This is a genomic window from Pseudomonas sp. P4_B3, from assembly GCF_056402295.1.
In genome coordinates this window covers 31,474-52,754 of the sequence record NZ_JBFUHR010000034.1, presented here as the reverse complement: position 1 = coordinate 52,754, position 21,281 = coordinate 31,474, and the positions used below count along the sequence as shown (strand labels likewise).

Below are 21,281 nucleotides of genomic sequence, written 5' to 3'. Positions count from 1 at the left end.
GTTGATGTCCAGGCCTTGAACCCCTTACGGGGTTCAAGGCCATCCTCTAGGCCTGTTCGGTAATCACCGGAAACGGCCGCCCCATCGTTACCCAATCGCGGTAAAGCCTGGCCCGATCTTCCAGCGAGGTGAAAATTCCCAGCGGATTTTCAGCATCGATCGCTGCGCCTTCGACAAACCGGTTCAGCCAGCCCCACAACTCGTCCGACGCCTGCGCCTCGTTCAACAGTCGCCAGACTCTCGCTTGCAATACCAGATAGTCGACCTGAAAGTCCGCCGTCAGACTGAGCCCGTCGATGACCCTCAGGAAATGACCGCCTGACGGTTTGACCGCCAATTGCTGCCATATCGTTCGCCTGGTTTGCCGCAGTGCTTCGTCACCCTCCCGCAACCACGCAACCGGATTGCCATAGGCGGCTCCTGGCGTACTCAACCACAGGTTGATCCCGGTGCGTTGCCGATGATCGACCAAGCGCCGCAACGTGTCCTCGTCCGTCAACGGGTTGCCCCAGAGTTTCACCCGATCCCGGGCGACGGCCTGGCTCAGCACCGTTGGCGGAACCCGGGTGATTCGGTTATCGCTCAGGTCCAGCATCATCAGGTAGGGCTCGTCCCGAATTCCGATCGGGCATCTACTGATCCCTGTACTCCTCAGGTTCACCTGGCGCAGTTCGTTCATCCCTAACAACACAGGCGGAACACCCAAGGGGTTTCCACTTAAATCCAGTGATTGCAAGTTGATCAAGTCACACAATTGCGACGCCGTGTTCTCCCTGAATTGCAGAAACGTGGCTTTCAGATTCAGCGTCGTGAGATGGCGCATTCGCGCAATCGCCGGCGGCAGAACACCACCCTCAAGTCCCCCTATTGCATCAGGCAGCCGCAGATCGACTCTTTCCAGATTCAAGACGCGCAGATTGGGGAAAGAATCAAGGAAGCCGTTCAAGCTCTCACGTTCAATCAGATGGAATCCGCGCATCGACAATTCAATCACCTCGTTGAACCTAATGCTCATGACCGGCAAGCGGTGGTAGTCCTCGAAGTCCAGATCCAGTTTGTATCCCGTTAACGTCTCCCCGGAATAAAGACGATTGGCCTGCGGCGGGCACTTTCGCAAGATTGACACCAACTCGTCAGCCAGTTCCATCCGGGTCTCGCGCTCGTACTCCATCGTGTGCTGCAGCAGCGCGACGTTATGCGCCGCGATTTGCGCATGATTCATGCCCGCGGCGTCCTCGTCGTCAGCGGCCAGAAAGTCGATGTCCATGTCATCGAGATCCTGCAGGGCCTGGTCGATCCACCCCGTCAAATCCGTACTCAATTGCTCAAATTGTTGCTTCAATCCATCGAGCTGCGACTGAACGCTTTCTCCGGCCTGTTGCAGCCATTCATCGGCCTGCGCGTTGCCGAAGTCGGGATAGAGGTCCCTGACTTGCAACCTCAGCATTTCGTGGGTCAACGCTGCGGCCTGCGGGGTGGTTGGGAAGCCGCCGCCCCTCAAGCCTTGCATTTCGAAGGGTAGCCCCCCGTCCATTCTGCCCAGACCCAGGCCGAACTCGGAGCGTGATAGCGCACGGTCACGGAGATTGAGCTTCAGCTCGTTGGCCGGGTTCAGCGACTGCAACTGCAGCGCCGCACGCTCGTCCTCGGACAATGCACCGATGACAGCCCCGTAAAAATCTGTTTGCAAGAGGGTTTGGGTGGGTACGTCGAAGTATTGATAATGGTTGCCGACTTTGATCAAGCGTCGACAATAAGCGGCATCGAGGGAACCGCAACGATCCAGCACCCGGCCTTGCGACGAGCCATCGAGCACCTCGACTCGCAGGTTTTTCGGCCATCCGGGCAGGTTCCTCAGTGAGTGCAAAGCCAGCGTGTCCGAATCGGAATGGGCCACCGACCGCAGATAAAGGCCTTCGTAAGCACGAGTGAGGCGCACATGCCGCTGGTACTGGCGGGCTTTGCTATCCAATTGCCTGAATAGTTCCCTGGCCTGGATCTCATCCGGCGTCGCCGTCAGTTCTACTCCATAGCGATCAAGCATCTGCTCCACCGCACTTTTCGGCAGCCCGGGATATTGCTGTTGAAACAATCGGACCCATTCATGCTTCGAATTCTGAAGTGCCTGATAACGACTGTTGAACAACTCCACTCGCCTGGCCTGCAACGCCTCGTGCAAATCACTGCCTTCGACCGCAGTTGCCGCGTCAGCCTGGGTTTTATCGATGACTTGCGCGACGTCCTGATCGATCCTGAACCGGCTGATGGTGTCGGCCAACACGGGAGCAGGTCGACGACCGGCCTGGATCATCCGCAGCATGTCGTCATCGACGTCGCTGACCTTGCCGATCTGCATCAGGACCTCATCGCTGAAAGCGTCCACCGGGGCGCCTATCCCTCGCAGCAGGCTCAGACGACTCGGTATCCGCGTGATCGGTTCCGAGGCAGCGATAGGAGCGGACGGATCACCAGCCGGTCTGCCGCCGGGTTGCACATCGGGCTCGCCAGTCTCGTGCTCGGTCCTGGTCAGCGCGGCGACCTCGGCGCCGTCGCGTTCTAACGAGGCGACAGCCCCGACCAGCGGCAATGCATTGAGCAAGCCGAACACAGTTCGCGTCACGCCTTCGGAGCGCTCACTGGCTGTTTGCCCCTCGACTGCCTCATCCAGACCGTAACCGGCATCAATAAGCCCGGCCAGCACCAACAATCCCTCACCTCCAGGCACAAACAACGCCAGTGGCCCGAACCGGTTGATCCATTGCACAATCGGCTCGACGAAAGCACTCAGATTGTCACGGTTGACCTGAGCATCGTCGCGGATGGTCTTGACGCTATCCTGGGCGACTTGCTTCATGGATTTCACCAACTGCGCAAAAGGGTCGGTTGCGCTGGGTGAGCGATCAAACTCGATGTAGTCGCCCGGATCCCAATGGCCATCATCGTTGAAGAACCCGGCATTCTTCGTCAGCCTGTGCATTTTGGGATAAATCGCCATGCCCTCCAGCGCGGTCAGTACACCCGCATGAAAGGTGCCGTCCTCTCGATCCTCTTCGGTGAAGTGAGCCGCCAATGCATGTTTCGTATCGGCGCCCCTGCCCTGAGCCACGATCCATTGGCGCAACTGTCGACTGTCGGTGAATTCGTGCAATGGCGAAGAATTGCCGGGGATGTACAGCAACACCCTGGAACCTGATCGCTCTTGAAAGCACCAGATATCCGTCGCTGTATAACGGTACAGTTTCAACCGACTCGCCTCGACACCCGGAGGCATTTTTGTCGGCGCTTGCAATTGCTCGATCGTCAGCGCTTCCCAGGTCTGCGTGGCGGGCAACCCGGCGGCTTGCATGGCAAGTTCCAGCCCCTTTCGGGACAGGCACCGTTCTTGATATTGCAGCCGGGCCGCCATGACGAAAGCGACCTTGACCGATGTCCTCAGGGCATAAGGACCGGGAGCAGTGATGACCGCGTCCGACGGCCAGGCCTGATCGAGATAAGCCTGGTATCGATCAGAAAGAAACAACCCCCAGACCCACTGTTTGAAATCGGCAGGCCGCAGATTGATTTGCGTGTGCGGGCCATAGGATTGCGGAACCGTGGCGCGGTAAATGCCTTCATAGGTGTCGTGGTTACCGCTGCCCACATAAGCAAACTCATCGACCTTCTCGACAATGCGCACCGACGGCCCGATGTCGGGCGGTGTGTACAGACCAAACACCGTTTCGCCGAAGCGCCCGTCGCCCACCGTCTGATAATTGCCAAGCAGGGCCTGGATCAGGGTGCGGGAACTCCCCACCTGCCCCTGATGGATACCGTTCTCTGGAGGATGCCTATGGTAGTTATAGTCGAGTGTTACCAGCAGGGCTGCCTGCGGATCAATGTCCACTCCCCACTTTTCCTTGATCAAGCGCTCGCCAAACTGAGCGGGAGTTTGCGGTAGTGCGGTCTCCACCGCGGCCTTCAGTTCGTTGTGCATCAGGACATTGGGTGTTGGGGCACCGCCATGGGCGTGATTATTCATGTGCATTCCATTGCAAACTATTGGGAATCACCAGAATAACCAGCGGCGACTCAAGCGTAAGTCGGAATGCTCGGCTGATCAGTTAGGACGTTTCGCGGCGGCCACAGGAAAATGACAAACCTGAAATTCCGGGCGAAAAAAACCGCGAAAAATCCGCGGTTTGATCTTGTTGCAGACGCCCGCTAAAGGCTTACCAGAAGCGTTGCTGGGTCAAACGGCTCCACCAGCTCAGCAGCACGCGATCGACCGAGCCGCTGGCGGCCATGCCAATGCGCTCTGGCAGGCTTTTGCGTTCGGTGTAATGCAAGTGATAGAGCTCGGACTTGCTGGCGCGCTCGGCGAGGTATTCATCGCTGGTCTTGAGTTCGTCGACCAGGTGCTTGTCCAGCGCCGCGACGCCGAGCCAGATTTCGCCGGTGGCCACTTCATCGATCGCCAGCTGCGGGCGATAGCGCGACACGAAGTTCTTGAACAGTTGATGGGTAATGTCCAGATCCTGCTGGAACTTCTCCCGCCCCTTCTCGGTGTTTTCGCCAAACACGGTCAGGGTGCGCTTGTATTCACCGGCGGTCAGCACCTCGAAATCGATGTCGTGCTTTTTCAGCAGGCGATTGACGTTGGGCAACTGCGCCACCACGCCAATCGAGCCGAGGATCGCGAAGGGTGCGCTGATGATCTTCTGGCCGATGCACGCCATCATGTAGCCGCCACTGGCCGCGACCTTGTCGATGCACACGGTCAAGGGCACGCCGGCTTCGCGGATGCGCGCCAGTTGCGAAGAAGCCAGCCCGTAGCTGTGAACCATGCCGCCGCCGCTTTCCAGGCGCAGCACCACTTCGTCCTTCGGTGTGGCGAGGGTCAGCAAGGCCGTGATTTCGTGGCGCAGGCTTTCGGTGGCCGAAGCCTTGATATCGCCGTTGAAATCCAGCACGAACACCCGGGGTTTGGCCTCGGTTTTTTTCTTCTGTTTCTTGTCGGTTTTAGCCTGCGTCTTGCGCAGGGCCTTGAGCTGGTCCTTGTCGAGCAAGGTTTGCTCCAGGCGCTCGCGCAGCCCTTTGTAGAAATCATTGAGCTTGCTGACCTGCAACTGGCCGGACGACTTGCGCCGTCCCTTGCTGCGCAAGGCCGCAAAACTGGCCAGGACCACCAGAATGGCGATCACCAGGGTCACGGTCTTGGCCAGAAAAATGGCGTACTCGGAAAAAAACTCCACGGGGACTCCTCAAACGATGCGCGGCTCGAACGCGCGCGGGATACCTCCAGCATACCCATGCGCCGACCTTGCGACCAGCCGTGAAACCTCTGGCAGCAGGCCTGCAACGGGCATTTCAAACAAGCGTATGTTTTTTAATTGACAGTACACCGCCATCCTCATAACCTCGCCAAACCTTCAACGCACCGGGATGACGCGGACGTGGGCAGCATCTATTTGATTCGACATGGCCAGGCCTCTTTTGGTGCGGACGACTACGACGTCCTGTCGCCGACCGGCATTCGACAGGCTGAAATCCTTGGCCGGCACCTGGCCGAACTCGGCATCAGCTTCGACCGCTGCCTGGCGGGCGACCTGCGCCGCCAGCAACACACGGCCAACAGCGCGCTGGAACAATTCGCCGCGGTGGGCCTGCCGGTGCCGCTCCTGGAAACCGACTGCGCCTTCAACGAGTTCGACGCCGATGCGGTGATCCGCGCGCTGTTGCCGGCCATGCTGCCAGACGAACCCGAAGCCCTGAACATCCTGCGCAATGCCGCGCAAAACCGTGGTGAGTTCCAGCGTATCTTCGCCCTGATCATCGAACGCTGGCTCGCCGGCACCTTTGACACCCCGGGCCTGGAAAGCTGGCTGGGCTTTGTCGAGCGGGTCCAGGCCGGCTTGCACCGCATCCTCGACCAGGCCGACAACACCCAGAAAATCGCCGTGTTCACGTCCGGCGGCACCATTACTGCCCTGCTCCACCTGATTACGCAAATGCCTGCCCGACAGGCCTTTGAATTGAACTGGCAAATCGTCAACACCTCGCTTAACCAGCTTAAGTTTCGTGGTCGCGAGGTGGCCCTGGCTTCCTTCAACACTCATGCGCACCTGCAACTGTTGAAGGCCCCGGAACTCATCACGTTTCGCTGAGTCCGGACTATTGTGACCCTGGCTGTAATCACCCAGCTCTTATTACCCAAGAAAGGATCGAACCATGACCTCCGTAGCCGACGCCGTACAAGCAATGAAAGCCAAGTTCAACCCAGCCGCTGCTGCCGGTCTGGACCTGGTCTTCGGTTTCCGCATCGACGACTCCAAGAACTTCTCGCTGATCGTCAAGGACCAGACCTGCGAACTGCAGGAAGGCGAGAACCCGGACGCCCAGGTGACCCTGGTGATGGACGGCGAAACCCTGGAAGGCATCGTCGACGGTTCGACTGACGGCATGCAAGCGTTCATGGGCGGCAAACTGCGCGCTGAAGGCGACATGATGCTGGCGATGAAACTGTCTGAACTGTTCCCGTCGTAAGCACCTGGCTCCCGAGCTTCGGGAGCGTGCAAGGCCGCAAACGAATCCCGCCCTTAGTGGCGGGATTCGTCGTTTTGAATCCCGACCTGTGGTGAGGGGGCTTGTCACAGGGTATGAGTGGTACCAGTAAGGTATCCGCTCTTACAATGCGAGTACTTACAACACCGGCCACCCCATGGACATCGACCTCGCCCGCACCTTCCTCGAAATCGTTCGCCACGGCAGCCTGGCCGCGGCTGCCGAGAAGCTCCATGTCACCCAGACCGCGATCACCGCGCGGGTGCAGAAACTCGAAAGCCAACTGGGCAGTACCCTGTTCGTGCGCAACCGCGCCGGAGCCCGCCTGACACCCAATGGCGAAGCGTTCGTGGTGTACGCCAATCAACTGGTGCAAACCTGGGAAGCCGCGCGGCGTGATTTGCCATTGCCCGAGGGCTATCGCGATGTGCTGCACATCGGTGGCGAAGTGAGCCTGTGCAACCCGCTGATGCTCGGTTGGGCCGGCGAAATCCGTAAAAACATCCCCAGCCACGCCTTGCGCATGGAAATCCGTGACGGTGAAAACCTGCTGCGTCAACTGGAGTTGGGCGTTCTGGATGCCGCGCTGGTGTATCAGCCCGAGTATTGGCCGCGTTTGCAGGTTGAGCAGATTCTCGAAGAAAAACTGATTCTCGTGCGCCTGGCCGGCAAGCCAGATCCTTACGTGTACATCGATTGGGGCGCTGACTTCCGACGCCAGCACGACGCCGCCCTGCCGGAAAAAGCCAAGGCGGCGCTGAGCTTCAATCTTGGCCCGCTGGGCCTGCAGTACCTTCTCGAAAACGGCGGCAGCGGCTACTTTCGCACCCGCGTCGTGCAAAGTTATCTGGATAGCGGCGCCCTGGAACGGGTGCCCAAGGCGCCGGAATTCAACTACCCGACCTATCTGGTCTATTCGCGCGATCGTGACTCGCCGACACTGCAACGGGCCTTCGACCTGCTGCGCGAGGTTATCGATTCCGACGAAGACTGGTCGCAACGCTGGGACCCGCTGACTTGAGACCGGTTTGCACCGGATCATGGCCGTTGTGGCCTCAAGGTTCGGCCCGTCAATTCACCGGGATCGGCTAATCTGAAAGAGATAACAAAAACGACAGGTGATTGCAGTGAGGCAGACCACCGAAGGATTCCGCAGCCGTTACCGCGCCGACATTCATCCGCTCTACAACCCTTGGCTGCACGGCGCTTTTGTCCTGTTGTTCGGGGCGCTGGCGATCAGCGCTTTCTGGAGCACCGTACATCAGGTGCGGCCAACAGAATGGCTGGCGGTGCCCGTCACGCTGCTGCTGTTCAACCTCGGCGTGTACAGGGTGCATCGCCACCTGGGTCATCATAGAAAGGGCTTCGCTCGGCTGTTTTATGCCCGCCACGCCGGCGACCACCACAGCTTTTTCACCCCCGGCCACATGACCTACGACAGCGCCCGCGACTGGCGGGTGATACTGTTTCCGGCATGGCTGATCGTGCTGCACACCCTCGCCGTCGCCCTGCCACTCTGGTGGCTGCTCAAGCACATCAATACCAACGTCGCCGGATTGGTCGGCGGCCTTCTTGTCCTCGGTTACCTGACTTACGAAGTGTTTCATGCCTGCGAGCATCTGCCGTCGCACAACCGGGTCACACGATTGCCGTGGATCCGCCAGATGCGCCGGTTGCACGAACTGCATCACCGCCGCGAACTGATGCAGGAGCGTAATTTCAACATCGTTTTCCCGCTGATGGACTACCTGTTCGGCACCCTCTACTGGGAACCGGAACCCGAGCCGCTCAACCCTACGAGAACGCCCATGACCCGCATGCAGCATCAGCTTGTCATTGCCGGAAACCCGATCAATGTACTGGCCTACGCCAGCACCGTGACCCTTTGGCCGCAATGGCATCCGTCGTCGCTGCATATCGATGGGCCGAAAGGCCCGTTGCATGCTGGCGCACGTTTCGAAGAGGACATCCGCGCTGGTGGCCGCGACGGGCACTTGCGCTGGGAGGTAGCGGAGTACTTGCCCGGACGGCGCTGGAGCGCCCGGGCCCAGGGTGATCATGGCCTGTCGCTGGTGGTGACCTATGAATGCGATGCCGAGGGCAACGACACGCGTTTCGTCCGGACCCTGGAGTATCAATTCAGCGGTCTGGCGATGCGGATTGCCAACCGGTTGTTGCTCAAGCGGCGCATCGATCGGGAATCGGCGGCGTCGATGCTGGCGTTGCGCGACATGGCGCAGAAGTATCTGGCGGCGACGGGGGTCGGCGCGTGAGCAGAACCTTCAAATGTCTGTTGCTGGCCATCGTCGTCATCGGCGCCTTCCTGCTGCTGATGCCGACCAAAGTGCGACCGGTGGCCTGGACGCCACAACCTGCGCCGTCCCTCACCAGCGGAATCTACGCCGACAATCAGCGGCTCAAGGGGGTGGAACGCGTCGGTGCCGCCGACATCGACGGGCCGGAAGCCTTGTTGCTGGAAAACGACACGCTCATCACCGGCCTGCACGACGGTCGCCTGATCCGCACGAGCCTGGATGGCAAGACCACCAAAGTCCTGACCGATACCGGTGGCCGGCCACTGGGCCTGGCCCGGCATCCCAATGGTCTGCTGGTGATCGCCGATGCCGTCAAAGGTTTGTTGTCCCTCGACGCCCAGGGGCGTCTGGTGGCCTTGACCACAGAGGCCGGCGGCGTTCCCTTCGGTTTTACCGACGATGTGGCCATCGATAAACCCGGTCACTACGCTTATTTCAGCGATGCTTCGAGCCGCTTTGGTTATGGCCACGACGGTGAGGCCGTGCTCGAACACGGCGGCGACGGTCGACTGCTGCGTTACGACTTCCAGACCGGCAAAACGTCGGTTGTGCTGGATAAGCTGGAGTTTGCCAACGGTGTGACCCTGGGGCCGGACGATGCCTATGTACTGGTCAATGAAACCGGGGCCTACCGCATCAGCCGTTATTGGCTCAGCGGTCCGAAGGCCGGCACCCATGACCTGTTCATCGACAACCTGCCGGGGCTGCCGGACAATCTGTCGTTCAATGGTCACGACCGGTTCTGGGTGGCACTGTATGCCCCCCGAAACGCCTTGCTCGATGGCACGGCTGCACATCCGTTCGTGCGCAAGATGATCGTGCGGGCCATGACTGTCTTGCCCAAACCCGTGGAAAATCGCGGGTTTGCCCTGGGTCTGGACCTTGAGGGCAAAGTGATTGCCAACCTGCAGGACGGCAGCAGCGACAACTACTCACCGATCACCACAGTGCGCGAGTATGGGGATTGGTTGTATTTCGGTTCGCTGAAAGCGCAGAACATGGTGCGTTTGCCGTTGAGCAAGGCATTGCAATGAGCAGTCCCCCTTCCTGAATTCACCGAAGCCCCCCTGTGGGAGCGAGCCTGCTCGCGATCGCGGACGGGCAGTCACCAGTGGTGTTGACTGTGCTGACGTCTTCGCAAGCAGGCTCGCTCCCACAGGGACAGCGTTCACTCGGTGTCCGAGTCGACACCTTCATCTTCCGGACATTCATCAATGCCCGGCTCTTCCTCGGGATTGACCGTGGTGTGTTCGGGGCTCAGCGGTTCGGGATGAGTGGGTATAGGGTCGTAGGCACCCTGTTGTTCACTGGGATATTCGGGCTGGGTCATGAGGCACCTCGTTGAGAGCCGTAACATTGGTCTCTGAGCATTCGAGGTGCCGGTTCTGGTTGCCGTTCCAACTTTCCGGCCACCGCTCGTCGGTGGCAGCACGCTGGGTCAGGATGTCGAGCCCAGTTGCTTGACGATCTTGTCCTTGACCAGCAGGCGAGCCTCCTTGAGTTTCCTTACCGTGTCATCGTTGGACTTGGCCTCCTCTGCTTTCACCACTTCGGCATCCGCCTGGGAATACTTGTTAAGCAGTGAATCCAGTAACGGATCCTTGGTGCGTTTCTGCTGGACTTCTTCCTTTGAGCGTTTCAGATCCTGATAAAGGTCATGGGGCACCGGCATGGAACACCTCCGTTTGTTGATCGGCAGCGAAACGCGATCAATTGCGTTCACCAACTATCAGAATGGCCTCGGTTAGCCCGTTCTGTCGACCACCTGTCAGACCAGCGGCGTCCGTTCGTCGTCCTGTCGCACAGGCGATAAAACCTTTGCCTGCACCCGCGCCTCCACTGGTTTCAGCCGTTAAGCACCGTGCGCACCATTTGCCTGAGTGCTTCGGGATTGTAGGGTTTGCTCAGCAGATGGGTGTCGGGGCTGAGCTGGTGATTACGCGAGATGATGTCGTGGGTATGCCCCGAGGTGAACAGCACGGCCACCGGTGGTTCCTGCACTTTCGCCCAGGCCGCCAGGTCCGAACTCTTGATCAGGCCGGGCATGACCACGTCGGTGAATATCAGGTCCACCGCCAGCCCTTCCAGCAACATTTGCATGGCGACGTCACCGTTGGTGGCCGTGAGGACCTGATAACCCTCTTCGCGCAACAACTCCACCGCCGATACCCGCACCGCCTCATTGTCTTCGACCACCAGGATACGCTCGTGGCCACCCCGTTGCGGCACGTCGGGGTTCGGTGTTTCGCTGGGTGCCGAGCGCAAGGTGCGCGGGAAATACAGCTGCACCCGGGTGCCCTGCCCGACGGCGCTGGCAATTTCGATATGACCGCCACTCTGTTTGACGAAACCAAACACCATACTCAAGCCCAATCCGGTGCCCTGACCGTCGGCCTTGGTGGTGAAGAATGGCTCGAACGCCTGGGCCAGCACCTGCGGCGGCATGCCGACGCCGGTGTCCGCCACGGACACCCGTACATAGTCCCCGGCAGCAATGCCCTTGCCGGCGCAAAATTGGCGACCCAGGACGATGTTGTCCGCGCAAAGATCAATGGTCCCCTCACCCTGCATGGCGTCCCGGGCATTGATCGCCAGGTTGAGAATGGCGTTTTCCAGTTGATTGCGATCGACAAACACATTCCAGGAATCCTCAGGCGCTGCCATGTGCACCTGAAGGGTTTCACCCAAGGCACGTTGCAACAGCTCCGCCAGGCCATCGAAAATCTGCCGCAACGTGAAGACCGCAGGCGACAACGGTTGGCGACGGGCGAATGCAAGCAATTGCGAGGACAGCTTGGCACCGCGCTCGACCGCGGCAATCGACGCCGAGACCCGGCGTTGCACATTGGGGTTATTCGGCTCATGGCGTGCCAACAGGTGCAGGTTGCCAGCGATCACTTGCAACAGGTTGTTGAAGTCATGGGCCACACCGCCGGTGAGGCCACCGATGGCTTCGAGTTTCTGTGACTGGCGCAGTTGTTCTTCCGCCGCCAGCCGCGCCTCGACCTCATCGGCCACCCGCTGCTCCAGGTTGCGGGTGAACTTGAGCAGGGATTCTTCGGCGGTCTTGCGTTCGTGAATATCGATCAGCACACCAGGGAAACGAAATGCCTCGCCTTGCTCATCGAATTCACAGCAACCGCTGGCGAGCACCCAGAAGTAACTGCCGTCGGGACGCCGGATCCGGTACTCGACGTTGTAGGGTTCGCCCGTCTCGACCGACAGTGTGACCCGTTCCTGGACCCAGCTGCGGTCGTCCGGATGGATCCGCCCTTCGACGATCTCCTGTGACAGATTGCCCAAGTCTTGCCCGGGTGGATAAGAGAACGTGCGAGCGAATCGCTCATCACCCGACAACACATTTGTCTTGATGTCCCAGACAAAGGAACCGAGCAAGGCACCGGCGTTCAATGCCAGGCGCACCCGCTCGTTATCCGCACGATAAGCGTCTTCAGCCACTTGTCGCCGGTGCTCGGATATCACCCGCTCCGTGGTTTCAACCACCATGGACATGACCCCGGCCGGACGTCCGTCATCATCAGCCACCGGGCTGTAGTAGAGGTCCATCCAGACATGCTCCGGAACCCCGTCACGCAGCAGCACCAGTTCTTTGTTGCGATAGGACAAGGTGCCGCCCGCCAGGCAGGTGTCGACTACGTGGCGATTGAATTCGGCGACTTCTGGCCAACCCAGCTCCACCGTGGACCCCAGCAGATAGGGATGACGCCCACCGGCGAATTTCGAATAGGCGTCGTTGTAGATCATGTACCCCGACTGCCCCCAGAGCATCACCATCGGCAACGGCGAGGCAAGCATCAACTGCACCGCACTGCTGAGGCTCTTCGACCATGAGTCGAGTGGGCCAAGTTCGGTCCGGCTCCAGTCGAACGCACGGATGCGCCCGGCCATTTCACCGTTCCACCCGGCACACCCGTGGCTATCCGCTAGAAACTGCATCGGCTGGCTCAATCCCAGTAAATTGCACCCGTTTGTTTCGAGCATCCTGCACGCTATTCGTTTCATAGAGGTATAGCTGATGCGATGAAATTGGTGCCCCCTGTAGGAGCTGCCGCAGGCTGCGATCTTTTGACTTTGACTTTTAACAACAAGATCAAAAGATCGCAGCCTTCGGCAGCTCCTACACCTCAATCAAATGCTTGAGCGGGTTGTAACTGCTTTTCAGCGTGGCCGCGACATCCAGAATGGCCTTCTCGATGCCATTCAAGTGCATGCAGGTCAGCTCGATGGCCGCGCTCTGGTTGCCCGCCTCGATGTACTCGATCAGCCGCAGGTGTTCGTCGTCGCGGCAGGCCTCGTGACTGTCGTCATCCAGTGCGGCGGCATACAGCGACGCCCGGGAAATCAGCTTTTGGAACCAGTCGAGCAACACCGGGTTGTTCAGGCTGCGGGCCAGCTTGATGTGGAACTCGCCGAGCAGGTGAATCAGCCGTTCGTGATCACCGCTCTGATGCGCTTCATCTTCCAGCAGCAAATGATCGCGCAGGTCCTGGGTCACCGCTGTATCACGCCGACGGCACAGTTCGCTGACGATACCGATCTCGATCAAACGCCGGGTTTCGAACAACGAGCGGATCTCTTCGTCACTCGGCAACGACACCGATGCACCTTTATTGGGCTCGGTGGTGACCAGTCCATCGGCCTCCAATTGCTTGAGCGCGGCCCGAACGGACGTGCGGCTGACATTGAAAAGCTCGGCCAGTGAGGCTTCGCCGAGTTTCATGCCCGGACGCAACGAGCGTTTGCTGATCGCCTCGTAAACCCCTTGGTAGACGCGGTCGACCGTGGTTTCCAGTTTCTTTTCCGTCATTCATCAACTCCTCGCGCCCTGTGCAACCAACCCTGGCGAGTGAACAGCCTTTGAAAAAGGGGCTTGCACGGGCAGATTAATCCGGGTATTTCTAAATTGCATCCAGATTTTGCATACAATAATTAGAGGAATGCACCATAATGGGTCATCCAACAGCAATCGAAGTGCGAAACGTCTCAAAGCGATATTCCGACGATCCGGGGCTGGCACCCGCCCTCGATAACGTCTCGGTCGACATTGCCGACAACGAATTCTTCACCCTGCTCGGCCCCTCCGGCTGCGGCAAAACCACCTTGCTGCGCACCATTGCCGGCTTCGAGCACGTCAGCGACGGTGTGATTCGCCTCGCGGGCGAGCCGGTCAACGATTTGCCGCCGTTCAAGCGTCGGGTCAACACGGTGTTCCAGAGTTACGCGCTGTTTCCGCACATGAGTGTTGCGCAGAATATCGCCTTCGGCCTCGAGATGCAGGGCCTTGATCGCAAGCTGATTGCGCAGCGTGTCGAGGAAATGCTCGCGCTGGTGCAAATGCAGCACCTGGCCAGGCGCAAACCGGCCGAACTGTCCGGCGGGCAACAGCAACGGGTGGCTCTGGCCCGGGCCCTGGCACCGAAACCCAAAGTGCTGTTGCTGGATGAACCGCTGTCGGCCCTGGACCTCAAGCTGCGCAAGGAAATGCAGGTCGAACTCAAGCGTGTGCAGAAAGAAGCCGGGATCACCTTCATTTTCGTCACCCACGATCAGGAAGAGGCGCTGACCCTGTCCGATCGCATTGCCGTGATGTCCGCCGGCAAGATCCTGCAAATCGGCACGCCCAACGAGATCTACGAACGGCCGCAACACCAGTTCGTCGCGCAATTCATCGGCGACATCAACTTCCTCCCCGGCCACATCAAGCGCGGCCAGCAGAACGAAAAGCTCTTCGTGCCCAACGGCATGCCCGTGGAAATCCCCTGCCTGGCCCAGGGCTTTGACGGCAGCAAGGTGCAACTGGCGTTCCGCCCCGAGCGTTCGCAACTGGTCGAGCCGACGCAGCCCCATCACCTGCGCGGCGTGATCGAAGCCGTGCTGTATGTCGGCACGGCCACGCTCTACCAATGCCGCCTGAACAACGACATCAAGGTCATGCTGCGCGAGAACAACGAAGGCCTGAACCACGGCCGGGTGGTGGGTGATCGCGTCGCGGTCAACCTGCCGCCACACGCCTGCCTGTTGATGGAGGCCTGAGATGAGCGTCAGCAGCACTTCTCCAGCCCTCAACCGTGCGCTGCTGCTCAGCCCGGTGCTCCTGACCCTGCTGGCCCTGATCGCCATTCCGCTGGGCATCATGGGCTACATCAGCCTGTTGCCACGCAACGTCTATGGTGGCGTCGACTGGCAGGCCAACTGGCAATTGCAAAGTTACGTTCAGCTGTTTTTCCAGGAAGGTTTCGACGGTGAACTGGAACTGAACTGGGTCTACGCCCAGGCACTGATCCGCTCGGTGTTCCAGGCCGGTGGCACCACGGTCCTGTGTTTCCTGTTCGGCTTCCCGGTGGCGCTGTGGATGTCGAGCCTGACGCCCCGCCGACGCAACCTGATGGTGTTGCTGATCACCATCCCGTTCTGGACCAACCTGCTGATCCGCAACTATGCGTGGCTGATCATCCTGCGCGAACACGGCTGGATTGCCCAGAGCCTCAACGCGCTGTTGCCGCAAGCCGGGGGCATCACCCTGCTCTACAACGACTTCGCGGTCAGCGTCGGCCTGGTCTACAGCTTCCTGCCGTTCATGATCCTGCCGATCTACTCGACCCTGGAAAAACTCGACTGGCGCCTGGTAGAAGCCGCCTACGACCTGGGTGCCAACCGCTGGCACGCGTTGCGCCGGATCATCCTGCCGCTGTCGATGCCGGGCGTGATCGCAGGTGCCTTGCTGGTGTTCGTACCGAGCCTGGGTGCCTTCATTACCCCGGCGATCCTCGGCGGCGGCAAGACGCTGATGATCGGCAACCTGATCCAGCAGCAATTCGGCACCGCGCGCAACTGGCCGCTGGGCAGTTCGCTGTCGTTCCTGTTGCTGGGGATCATGTTGCTGTCCCTGGTGCTCTACGCCCTCTATAGCCGCAATGCCGCCAAGACCCAACGCCCAGGAGCCCAAGCATGATCGCCCTGCACCTGAAGAAACTGCCCCTGACCCGTGAAGTCAGCCTGCTGATGCTGGCCTATCTGTACCTGCCGATTTTCGTGCTGATCGCCTACAGCTTCAACGCCAACCGCTCGGCGACGGTGTGGACCGAGTTCTCGTTCGCCTGGTACGGACGCATCCTGGCCAACCCATCGATCCAGACCGCGGCGCTGAACTCGATCATCGTCGCCAGCATCGCCACGGTCTGTGCCACAGCCATTGCATTGCTCGCGGCATTGGCGACTTATCGGCCGTTCTACGGGCAGAAAATGGTCGAGGGCGGAATCAACCTGCCGCTGATCCTGCCGGAGATCGTCACCGCCGTCGCCACCCTGCTGCTGTTCATGGCGCTGGGGATCAAGCTCGGTTTGCTGACGGTCATCGTCGCCCACATCGGCTTCTGCATTCCCTTCGCTTACCTGCCAATCCGTGCGCGGCTCAACGACCTGGACAAGAGCCTGCTGGAAGCGGCGAACGACCTGTATGCCAACCCCTGGCAGGTGTTTCGCCGGGTGACCCTGCCGCTGCTGTGGCCGGCGGTGCTGTCCGGTTCGGTGTTGGCGTTCGTGGTCAGTCTCGACGATTTCATCATGACCTTCTTCGTCGCAGGTCCTGGTTCGACCACCTTGCCGGTGTACATCTTCTCGGCCATCAAGGCCGGCGTGACGCCGGAGATCAACGCGATCTCGACCCTGATGCTGGTGATTTCCATCGTGCTGGTGGTGCTGGCCTTCTGGCTGGGACAGCGCGGCAAACAACAATGAGCCTGGAGCGTTAACAATGATCCTGAAAAGCATGCGTTACAGCGTCGCCGGTCTGGCCCTCAGTTGCTTCACCGTTTTCACCGCCCAGGCCGCCGAGCCCAAGGAACTGTTCTTCTACAACTGGACCGACTACTACCCGGTCGACCTGCTGGCCAAGTTCGAAAAGGAGACCGGGATCAAGGTCACCATGGACGGCTACGACAGCAACGAAACCCTGCTGGCCAAGTTACAGGCCGGTGGTGCGGCGTACGACGTGATCGTGCCATCGCAATCGATCATGCGCACCCTGATCAATCAAGACCTGCTGCTGGAAATCGACGCCTCGGCCCTGCCCAACTTCCAGTACGTCAAACCGGCGTTCCGCGACCCGAGCTTCGACCCCGGTCGCAAGTTCTCGGCGCCGTACCTGTGGGGCACCACCGGGTTCTCCTATGACAGCGCCCGGGTGCCCGGCGGCAAGCTCGACGACTCGTGGAAAGAGTTCTTCGAGCCGCGCAAGGAACTGCAAGGCCAGCTCGCCGCCCTCGACACCTCCAGCAGCGTGATCAACGCCGCCAGCCACTACCTGAATGTCGACGAATGCAGCGAAAACCCGCAGGACGCCAAGCGCATCCTCGAACTGCTGCAAAAACAGAAACCCTTCCTGAAGATGTACAGCTCGGACAACACCGTCGACCGCATGGCCTCCGGTGAAGTGATCATGATGCAGAACTGGAACGGTTCTACAGCGCGGGCCACCTTGCAGAAGAGCACCATCAAGTACGTGTATCCGAAGGAAGGCCTGGCGATGTTCCAGGACAACTTCGCCGTACCGAAAAGCGCACCACACCCCGGCAACGCGAAGATCTTCATCGACTGGATGATGAAACCGGAAAACGCCGCCGCCGTGTCCAACGCCATCGCCTACGCCAACGGCATCCAGAGCGACAAGCTGATCGACGCCAAGTGGCGAGTGATGGACGCCATCAACATGCCCGACGAGTTCGCCTCGCGCCTGCGCCCGGAAAAGGAATGCAGCAACAAGGCGCGGGAACTGCAGGACCGGATCTGGGCCAAGCTCAAGGGGTAATTGTTCGACTTGAAACCGAGTTGCGGCCATCGCGAGCAGGCTCGCTCCTACAGGGATTTTGTGAACGCCGAAGATCCACTGTAGGAGCGAGCCTGCTCGCGAAGAGGCCCTCCCACACAACACCGATATTGAGGTTTTTGTATGACCCAACCCCGCTGGCTGCGCAACGTGCGCCCCTACGGCTCAACCGCCGAAGACCTGCTGATCGAAAACGGCTGCTTCAGCCAACGCCGCCCGGCCTCGACCACCGAGCTGCTCGCCACCGACATCGACGGCCAGAACCAGTTGCTCACCCCCGCCCTGGTGGAAAGCCACGTGCACCTGGACAAAACCCTCTGGGGTCAACCCTGGCGCCCCAACAGCGCCGGCCCGACCCTCAAGGACTACATTGCCAACGAACGGCGCATCCTGCGCGAAGTCACCACACCGATTGCGCAACGGGCCGGTGCCCTGCTGGAAAACTGCATCGCCCGTGGCTCGCTGACCATGCGTTGCCACGTCGACATCGATCCGGAGTTCGGCCTGCGTCATGTCGAGGCCATGCAGCAACTGCGCGAAAAATACCGCGACCTGATCGACCTGCAACTGGTGGTGTTCCCGCAGACCGGCCTGATCAGTCGCCCCGGCACCGCCGAACTGATGCGCGAAGCCATGGCCCTGGGTGTGGAAAACGTCGGTGGACTGGACCCGTGCGGCATCGACAACGACCCCATCGCACAACTGGATTTCGTCTTCAAACTGGCCAGCGAGTTCGACCGGGGCGTCGACATTCACCTGCATGACAAGGGTGAACTGGGCCTGTGGCAGATCGCGCTGATCGCCGATTACACCAAGCGCTACGGCCGCCAGGGCCGGGTGATGATCAGCCACGCGTATTGCCTGGGGATGTTGCCGTGGAGCCAGGTCAAACCGGTGGCCGAGCGCCTGGCGGCGCTGGGTATTTCGCTGATGAGCTCGGCCCCGGCCGATTGCGCGGTGCCGCCATTCATGGCCTTGCGCGAAACCGGCGTGAATGTGTGCCTGGGCTCGGACGGCATTCGTGATGCCTGGTCGCCCATGGGCAACGGCGACATGCTGGAACGGGCGATGTTGCTGGCGTTCCGTTTCGATTTGAACAAGGACGAAGAACTGGCGGCGGCGTTCGAAGCGGCGACCGTCAACGGCGCCCAGGCGCTGGGTTGCGAAGCCAATCGCCTGGAGATCGGCCAGCCGGCGGACTTCCTGCTGATGCCGGTGCAAACGCTGGGCGAAGCCGTGGTTTCGCGACCGCTGCGTCAGGTCTATCGCGCAGGTCGGTTAATTGCTACGGGTGGCCGTTTGCTGGAAAGCCGTCTGTGAAGCGCATCGGCTTGCGGGCCAGTTGCGTAGTCGGCTTCGACGGCACGCAGCATGTGCTGTGGCGCGACGGCGAAGTGGTGTTCACAGGCTCGCGCATCGAGTTTGTCGGGCGCGGTTATCCGGGGCCGGTGGATCGGTGGATCGATTACGGCAACGCGTTGATCGGCCCCGGCTTCATCGATCTGGATGCCTTGGGCGATCTCGATTCCACGGTGCTGACCCTGGATAACGGCGACGAGCGCGCCATGGGCCGAATGTGGTCGGCGCAGTATCTGGCGCGTGGATCGCGGGAAAGCTACAGCCCCGAAGAGGAAGTCTTCAAATACCGCTACGCCTTCACCCAGCTGATCCGCAACGGCATAACCACCGCCATGCCGATCACCTCGATGTACTACCGCGAATGGGCCGAGACCTATGACGAATTTGCAGCGGTAGCCGGTGTGGTGGCCGAGTTGGGGCTACGCACTTACCTCGGCCCTTGCTACATGAGCGGCATGAGTTACTCGCGCACCGATGGAACCCTTGCGCACCACTGGGACGAAGCCCGGGGCATGGCCGGCCTCGATGCCGCCGAACGGTTTTTCCGGGATTTCGACGGTGCGAACAGCGGTCTGATTCGCGGCGCGCTGCTGCCCGATCGCATCCAGACCTGTACCCCGGCGCTGCTGCAACGCACCGCCGCGCTGAGTCGGGAACTGAACGCACCGATGCGCTTGCACTGCTGCCAGGGCCTCGGCGAGGTGACGATGGTCGAGCAACTTCGCGGCACCTCGTCATTGGGCTGGTTGCAGCAGCTTGGGCTTTTGACCCCGCGCAGCCTGCTGCCCCACGGCATCTACACCCGAGGCGATGACGACCTGCAACGGCTGGTGGACGGCGGTGCAAGCCTGGTGCATTGCCCCGTGGTGTTTGCCCGGGACGGCGAGGCGCTGAATTCGTTTGGCCGCTATCGGGCCAAGGGCATCAACTTCGCCCTGGGCACCGACACCTGGCCGGCGGACTTGCTGGACAACATGCGCCAGGGATTGAACATCGCTCGCCTGATGGAGGGTGGCAACGAGCTGACCAGCACGCTGGACCTATACAACGCCGCGACCCTCGGCGGTGCCAAGGCACTGCGCCGCAACGATCTCGGCCGCCTGGCACCGGGCTGCAAGGCCGACATCACCGTGTTCAACCTGCGCGGGATGCACCTGGGACCTCTCTTCGATCCGTTGAAAAATCTGGTGCTGGCCGGGCGCGGTGATGACTGCATCGCCAGCTACATCGACGGCCGTTGCGTGATGCAGGACGGCCAGGTCGAGGGCGTCGACTACCTCGCCCTGCAACGCCAGGCCCAACGCCAATTCGAAAAACTGATGCGCAGCCACAGTGACCGGGCCTTTGGCCAACCGGACTGGAAGAGCCTGTTTCAGCCCGCCATCCCGTTCGCCGACGACTACAGCGCACATTCGCCACTGAGCGCGATTGATCCACTTCTCTAGAGATTTCTGCCCATGCAAAGCTTCGACTTCAGCACATTGAGCCCACGGGACAAGTACAAGATCCTGATCGGCAGCGTCGTGCCACGGCCGATCGCCTTGGTCACCACCGTCGACGGCGAAGGCCGGGTCAACGCGGCGCCGTTCAGCTTCTTCAATGCGCTGTCGGCCGATCCACCCATCCTCGCCCTGGGCGTGGAAAACTACGGCGACCAAAGCCCCAAGGACACCACCCGCAACATTCAGCTCAACCAGGAATTCACCGTGAACATCGTCAGCGATGCCCTGGTGGAAGCCATGAACGTCTGCGCCGTGCCCTTCGCCCCCGGCTTCGATGAACTGACCGCCGCCGGCCTCACCGCCATCCCCGGCACCACGGTCAAATGCCCGCGCATCGGCGAAGCCCCGGTGGCGCTGGAGTGCCGGCGGATGATGGCCCTGTCCATCGGCCAATCCCGGGAGATCATCTTCGGTGAAGTGCTGATGGCCCATGTGCGGGACGAACTGATCGACCCGAAAACCCTGTACATCGATCAACTGGGGCTCGACGCCATCGGACGCATGGGCGGGCATGGCTATGCGCGCACGCGGGATTACTTCGATCTGCCGACACGGTCGTTACAGGCGTGGACGGATGCGCCGGGGGGTGGGGAGCGGTTTTGGCCGCTGGCCAAATAAAACGTATGTGATCTCTGTAGGAGCTGYCGAAGGCTGCGATCTTCTGATCTTGATCTTCGGTAATCTCAAGGCCGCCAAAAGATCGCAGCCTTCGGCAGCTCC

General features: G+C 60.4%; 18 protein-coding genes. 12 read left to right on the top strand and 6 right to left on the bottom strand.

The features are described 5' to 3' along the window. Positions 1–46: 46 nt before the first annotated feature. Both AC1DWG_RS29030 and sohB read right to left on the bottom strand, forming a co-directional pair. Positions 47–4,018: a dermonecrotic toxin domain-containing protein gene (locus AC1DWG_RS29030; RefSeq protein ID WP_477788703.1), complete on the bottom strand. Its 3,972-nt coding sequence runs from the start codon at positions 4,016–4,018 to the stop codon at positions 47–49. Positions 4,019–4,208: 190 nt separating this feature from the next. Then, positions 4,209–5,231, bottom strand: a complete 1,023-nt coding sequence (sohB, locus tag AC1DWG_RS29025; protein ID WP_477755525.1) for a protease SohB — start codon at positions 5,229–5,231, stop codon at positions 4,209–4,211. A 201-nt stretch (positions 5,232–5,432) separates the two neighbouring features. On the opposite strand from sohB, the gene AC1DWG_RS29020 reads away from it, so the two are divergent. From AC1DWG_RS29020 to AC1DWG_RS29000, 5 genes are all read left to right on the top strand, one after another. After that, the gene (locus tag AC1DWG_RS29020; RefSeq protein WP_477764022.1) at positions 5,433–6,143 is read left to right on the top strand and encodes a histidine phosphatase family protein; all 711 of its coding nucleotides are present in this window, start codon (positions 5,433–5,435) and stop codon (positions 6,141–6,143) included. A 64-nt stretch (positions 6,144–6,207) separates the two neighbouring features. Next, on the top strand, positions 6,208–6,522 hold the full coding sequence (locus AC1DWG_RS29015) for an SCP2 sterol-binding domain-containing protein (protein WP_477755527.1): 315 nt from the start codon (positions 6,208–6,210) through the stop codon (positions 6,520–6,522). A gap of 175 nt (positions 6,523–6,697) precedes the next feature. Then, positions 6,698–7,561, top strand: a complete 864-nt coding sequence (locus AC1DWG_RS29010) for a LysR family transcriptional regulator (RefSeq protein WP_477755528.1) — start codon at positions 6,698–6,700, stop codon at positions 7,559–7,561. 106 nt (positions 7,562–7,667) lie between these two features. Beyond that, positions 7,668–8,813, top strand: a complete 1,146-nt coding sequence (locus AC1DWG_RS29005; RefSeq protein WP_477788702.1) for a sterol desaturase/SRPBCC family protein — start codon at positions 7,668–7,670, stop codon at positions 8,811–8,813. Beyond that, positions 8,810–9,889, top strand: a complete 1,080-nt coding sequence (locus AC1DWG_RS29000) for an SMP-30/gluconolactonase/LRE family protein (RefSeq protein ID WP_477764020.1) — start codon at positions 8,810–8,812, stop codon at positions 9,887–9,889. The genes AC1DWG_RS29005 and AC1DWG_RS29000 overlap by 4 nt, the downstream gene beginning before the upstream one ends. Positions 9,890–10,023: 134 nt before the next feature. Here AC1DWG_RS29000 and AC1DWG_RS28995 read toward each other — a convergent pair whose 3' ends face one another. From AC1DWG_RS28995 to AC1DWG_RS28980, 4 genes are all read right to left on the bottom strand, one after another. Then, positions 10,024–10,185 (bottom strand): hypothetical protein, encoded by a 162-nt coding sequence (locus AC1DWG_RS28995; RefSeq protein ID WP_477755531.1) that lies wholly within the window; start codon positions 10,183–10,185, stop codon positions 10,024–10,026. Positions 10,186–10,293: 108 nt separating this feature from the next. Continuing rightward, positions 10,294–10,527, bottom strand: coding sequence for a DUF465 domain-containing protein (locus tag AC1DWG_RS28990; RefSeq protein WP_046038510.1), 234 nt, complete (start codon positions 10,525–10,527; stop codon positions 10,294–10,296). Between the two features lie 173 nt (positions 10,528–10,700). Next, positions 10,701–12,812 carry a hybrid sensor histidine kinase/response regulator gene (locus tag AC1DWG_RS28985; protein WP_477788701.1) on the bottom strand — a complete coding sequence of 704 codons (2,112 nt, stop codon included), beginning with the start codon at positions 12,810–12,812 and terminating at the stop codon, positions 10,701–10,703. Positions 12,813–12,993: 181 nt separating this feature from the next. Next, on the bottom strand, positions 12,994–13,683 hold the full coding sequence (locus AC1DWG_RS28980; protein WP_007987445.1) for a GntR family transcriptional regulator: 690 nt from the start codon (positions 13,681–13,683) through the stop codon (positions 12,994–12,996). A 140-nt stretch (positions 13,684–13,823) separates the two neighbouring features. On the opposite strand from AC1DWG_RS28980, the gene AC1DWG_RS28975 reads away from it, so the two are divergent. The 7 genes from AC1DWG_RS28975 to AC1DWG_RS28945 all read left to right on the top strand — a co-directional run bounded on the left by AC1DWG_RS28975 (position 13,824) and on the right by AC1DWG_RS28945 (position 21,179). Next, positions 13,824–14,909 (top strand): ABC transporter ATP-binding protein, encoded by a 1,086-nt coding sequence (locus tag AC1DWG_RS28975; RefSeq protein WP_477755208.1) that lies wholly within the window; start codon positions 13,824–13,826, stop codon positions 14,907–14,909. Between the two features lies 1 nt (position 14,910). Further along, the gene (locus AC1DWG_RS28970; RefSeq protein WP_477764018.1) at positions 14,911–15,828 is read left to right on the top strand and encodes an ABC transporter permease; all 918 of its coding nucleotides are present in this window, start codon (positions 14,911–14,913) and stop codon (positions 15,826–15,828) included. After that, positions 15,825–16,613: an ABC transporter permease gene (locus tag AC1DWG_RS28965; RefSeq protein WP_007995935.1), complete on the top strand. Its 789-nt coding sequence runs from the start codon at positions 15,825–15,827 to the stop codon at positions 16,611–16,613. The genes AC1DWG_RS28970 and AC1DWG_RS28965 overlap by 4 nt, the downstream gene beginning before the upstream one ends. Before the next feature lie 16 nt (positions 16,614–16,629). Next, positions 16,630–17,682, top strand: coding sequence for an extracellular solute-binding protein (locus AC1DWG_RS28960; protein WP_477764017.1), 1,053 nt, complete (start codon positions 16,630–16,632; stop codon positions 17,680–17,682). A gap of 141 nt (positions 17,683–17,823) precedes the next feature. After that, positions 17,824–19,020 (top strand): amidohydrolase family protein, encoded by a 1,197-nt coding sequence (locus AC1DWG_RS28955; protein ID WP_477764016.1) that lies wholly within the window; start codon positions 17,824–17,826, stop codon positions 19,018–19,020. Continuing rightward, on the top strand, positions 19,017–20,504 hold the full coding sequence (locus tag AC1DWG_RS28950) for an amidohydrolase family protein (RefSeq protein WP_477788700.1): 1,488 nt from the start codon (positions 19,017–19,019) through the stop codon (positions 20,502–20,504). Before AC1DWG_RS28955 ends, AC1DWG_RS28950 begins: the two co-directional genes overlap by 4 nt. A gap of 12 nt (positions 20,505–20,516) precedes the next feature. Next, complete coding sequence (locus tag AC1DWG_RS28945; RefSeq protein ID WP_007995928.1) at positions 20,517–21,179, top strand: flavin reductase family protein; 663 nt, start codon at positions 20,517–20,519, stop codon at positions 21,177–21,179. Positions 21,180–21,281: the final 102 nt, after the last annotated feature.

Bases quoted from the DNA above. Each gene is read 5' to 3' on its own strand.
- AC1DWG_RS29030 (WP_477788703.1), bottom strand. From the start codon at position 4,018: ATGAATAATCACGCCCATGGCGGTGCCCCAACACCCAATGTCCTGATG.
- AC1DWG_RS29015 (WP_477755527.1), top strand. From the start codon at position 6,208: ATGACCTCCGTAGCCGACGCCGTACAAGCAATGAAAGCCAAGTTCAAC.
- AC1DWG_RS29010 (WP_477755528.1), top strand. From the start codon at position 6,698: ATGGACATCGACCTCGCCCGCACCTTCCTCGAAATCGTTCGCCACGGC.
- AC1DWG_RS28995 (WP_477755531.1), bottom strand. From the start codon at position 10,185: ATGACCCAGCCCGAATATCCCAGTGAACAACAGGGTGCCTACGACCCT.
- AC1DWG_RS28990 (WP_046038510.1), bottom strand. From the start codon at position 10,527: ATGCCGGTGCCCCATGACCTTTATCAGGATCTGAAACGCTCAAAGGAA.
- AC1DWG_RS28985 (WP_477788701.1), bottom strand. From the start codon at position 12,812: ATGCAGTTTCTAGCGGATAGCCACGGGTGTGCCGGGTGGAACGGTGAA.
- AC1DWG_RS28980 (WP_007987445.1), bottom strand. From the start codon at position 13,683: ATGACGGAAAAGAAACTGGAAACCACGGTCGACCGCGTCTACCAAGGG.
- AC1DWG_RS28975 (WP_477755208.1), top strand. From the start codon at position 13,824: ATGGGTCATCCAACAGCAATCGAAGTGCGAAACGTCTCAAAGCGATAT.
- AC1DWG_RS28970 (WP_477764018.1), top strand. From the start codon at position 14,911: ATGAGCGTCAGCAGCACTTCTCCAGCCCTCAACCGTGCGCTGCTGCTC.
- AC1DWG_RS28965 (WP_007995935.1), top strand. From the start codon at position 15,825: ATGATCGCCCTGCACCTGAAGAAACTGCCCCTGACCCGTGAAGTCAGC.
- AC1DWG_RS28960 (WP_477764017.1), top strand. From the start codon at position 16,630: ATGATCCTGAAAAGCATGCGTTACAGCGTCGCCGGTCTGGCCCTCAGT.
- AC1DWG_RS28955 (WP_477764016.1), top strand. From the start codon at position 17,824: ATGACCCAACCCCGCTGGCTGCGCAACGTGCGCCCCTACGGCTCAACC.
- AC1DWG_RS28945 (WP_007995928.1), top strand. From the start codon at position 20,517: ATGCAAAGCTTCGACTTCAGCACATTGAGCCCACGGGACAAGTACAAG.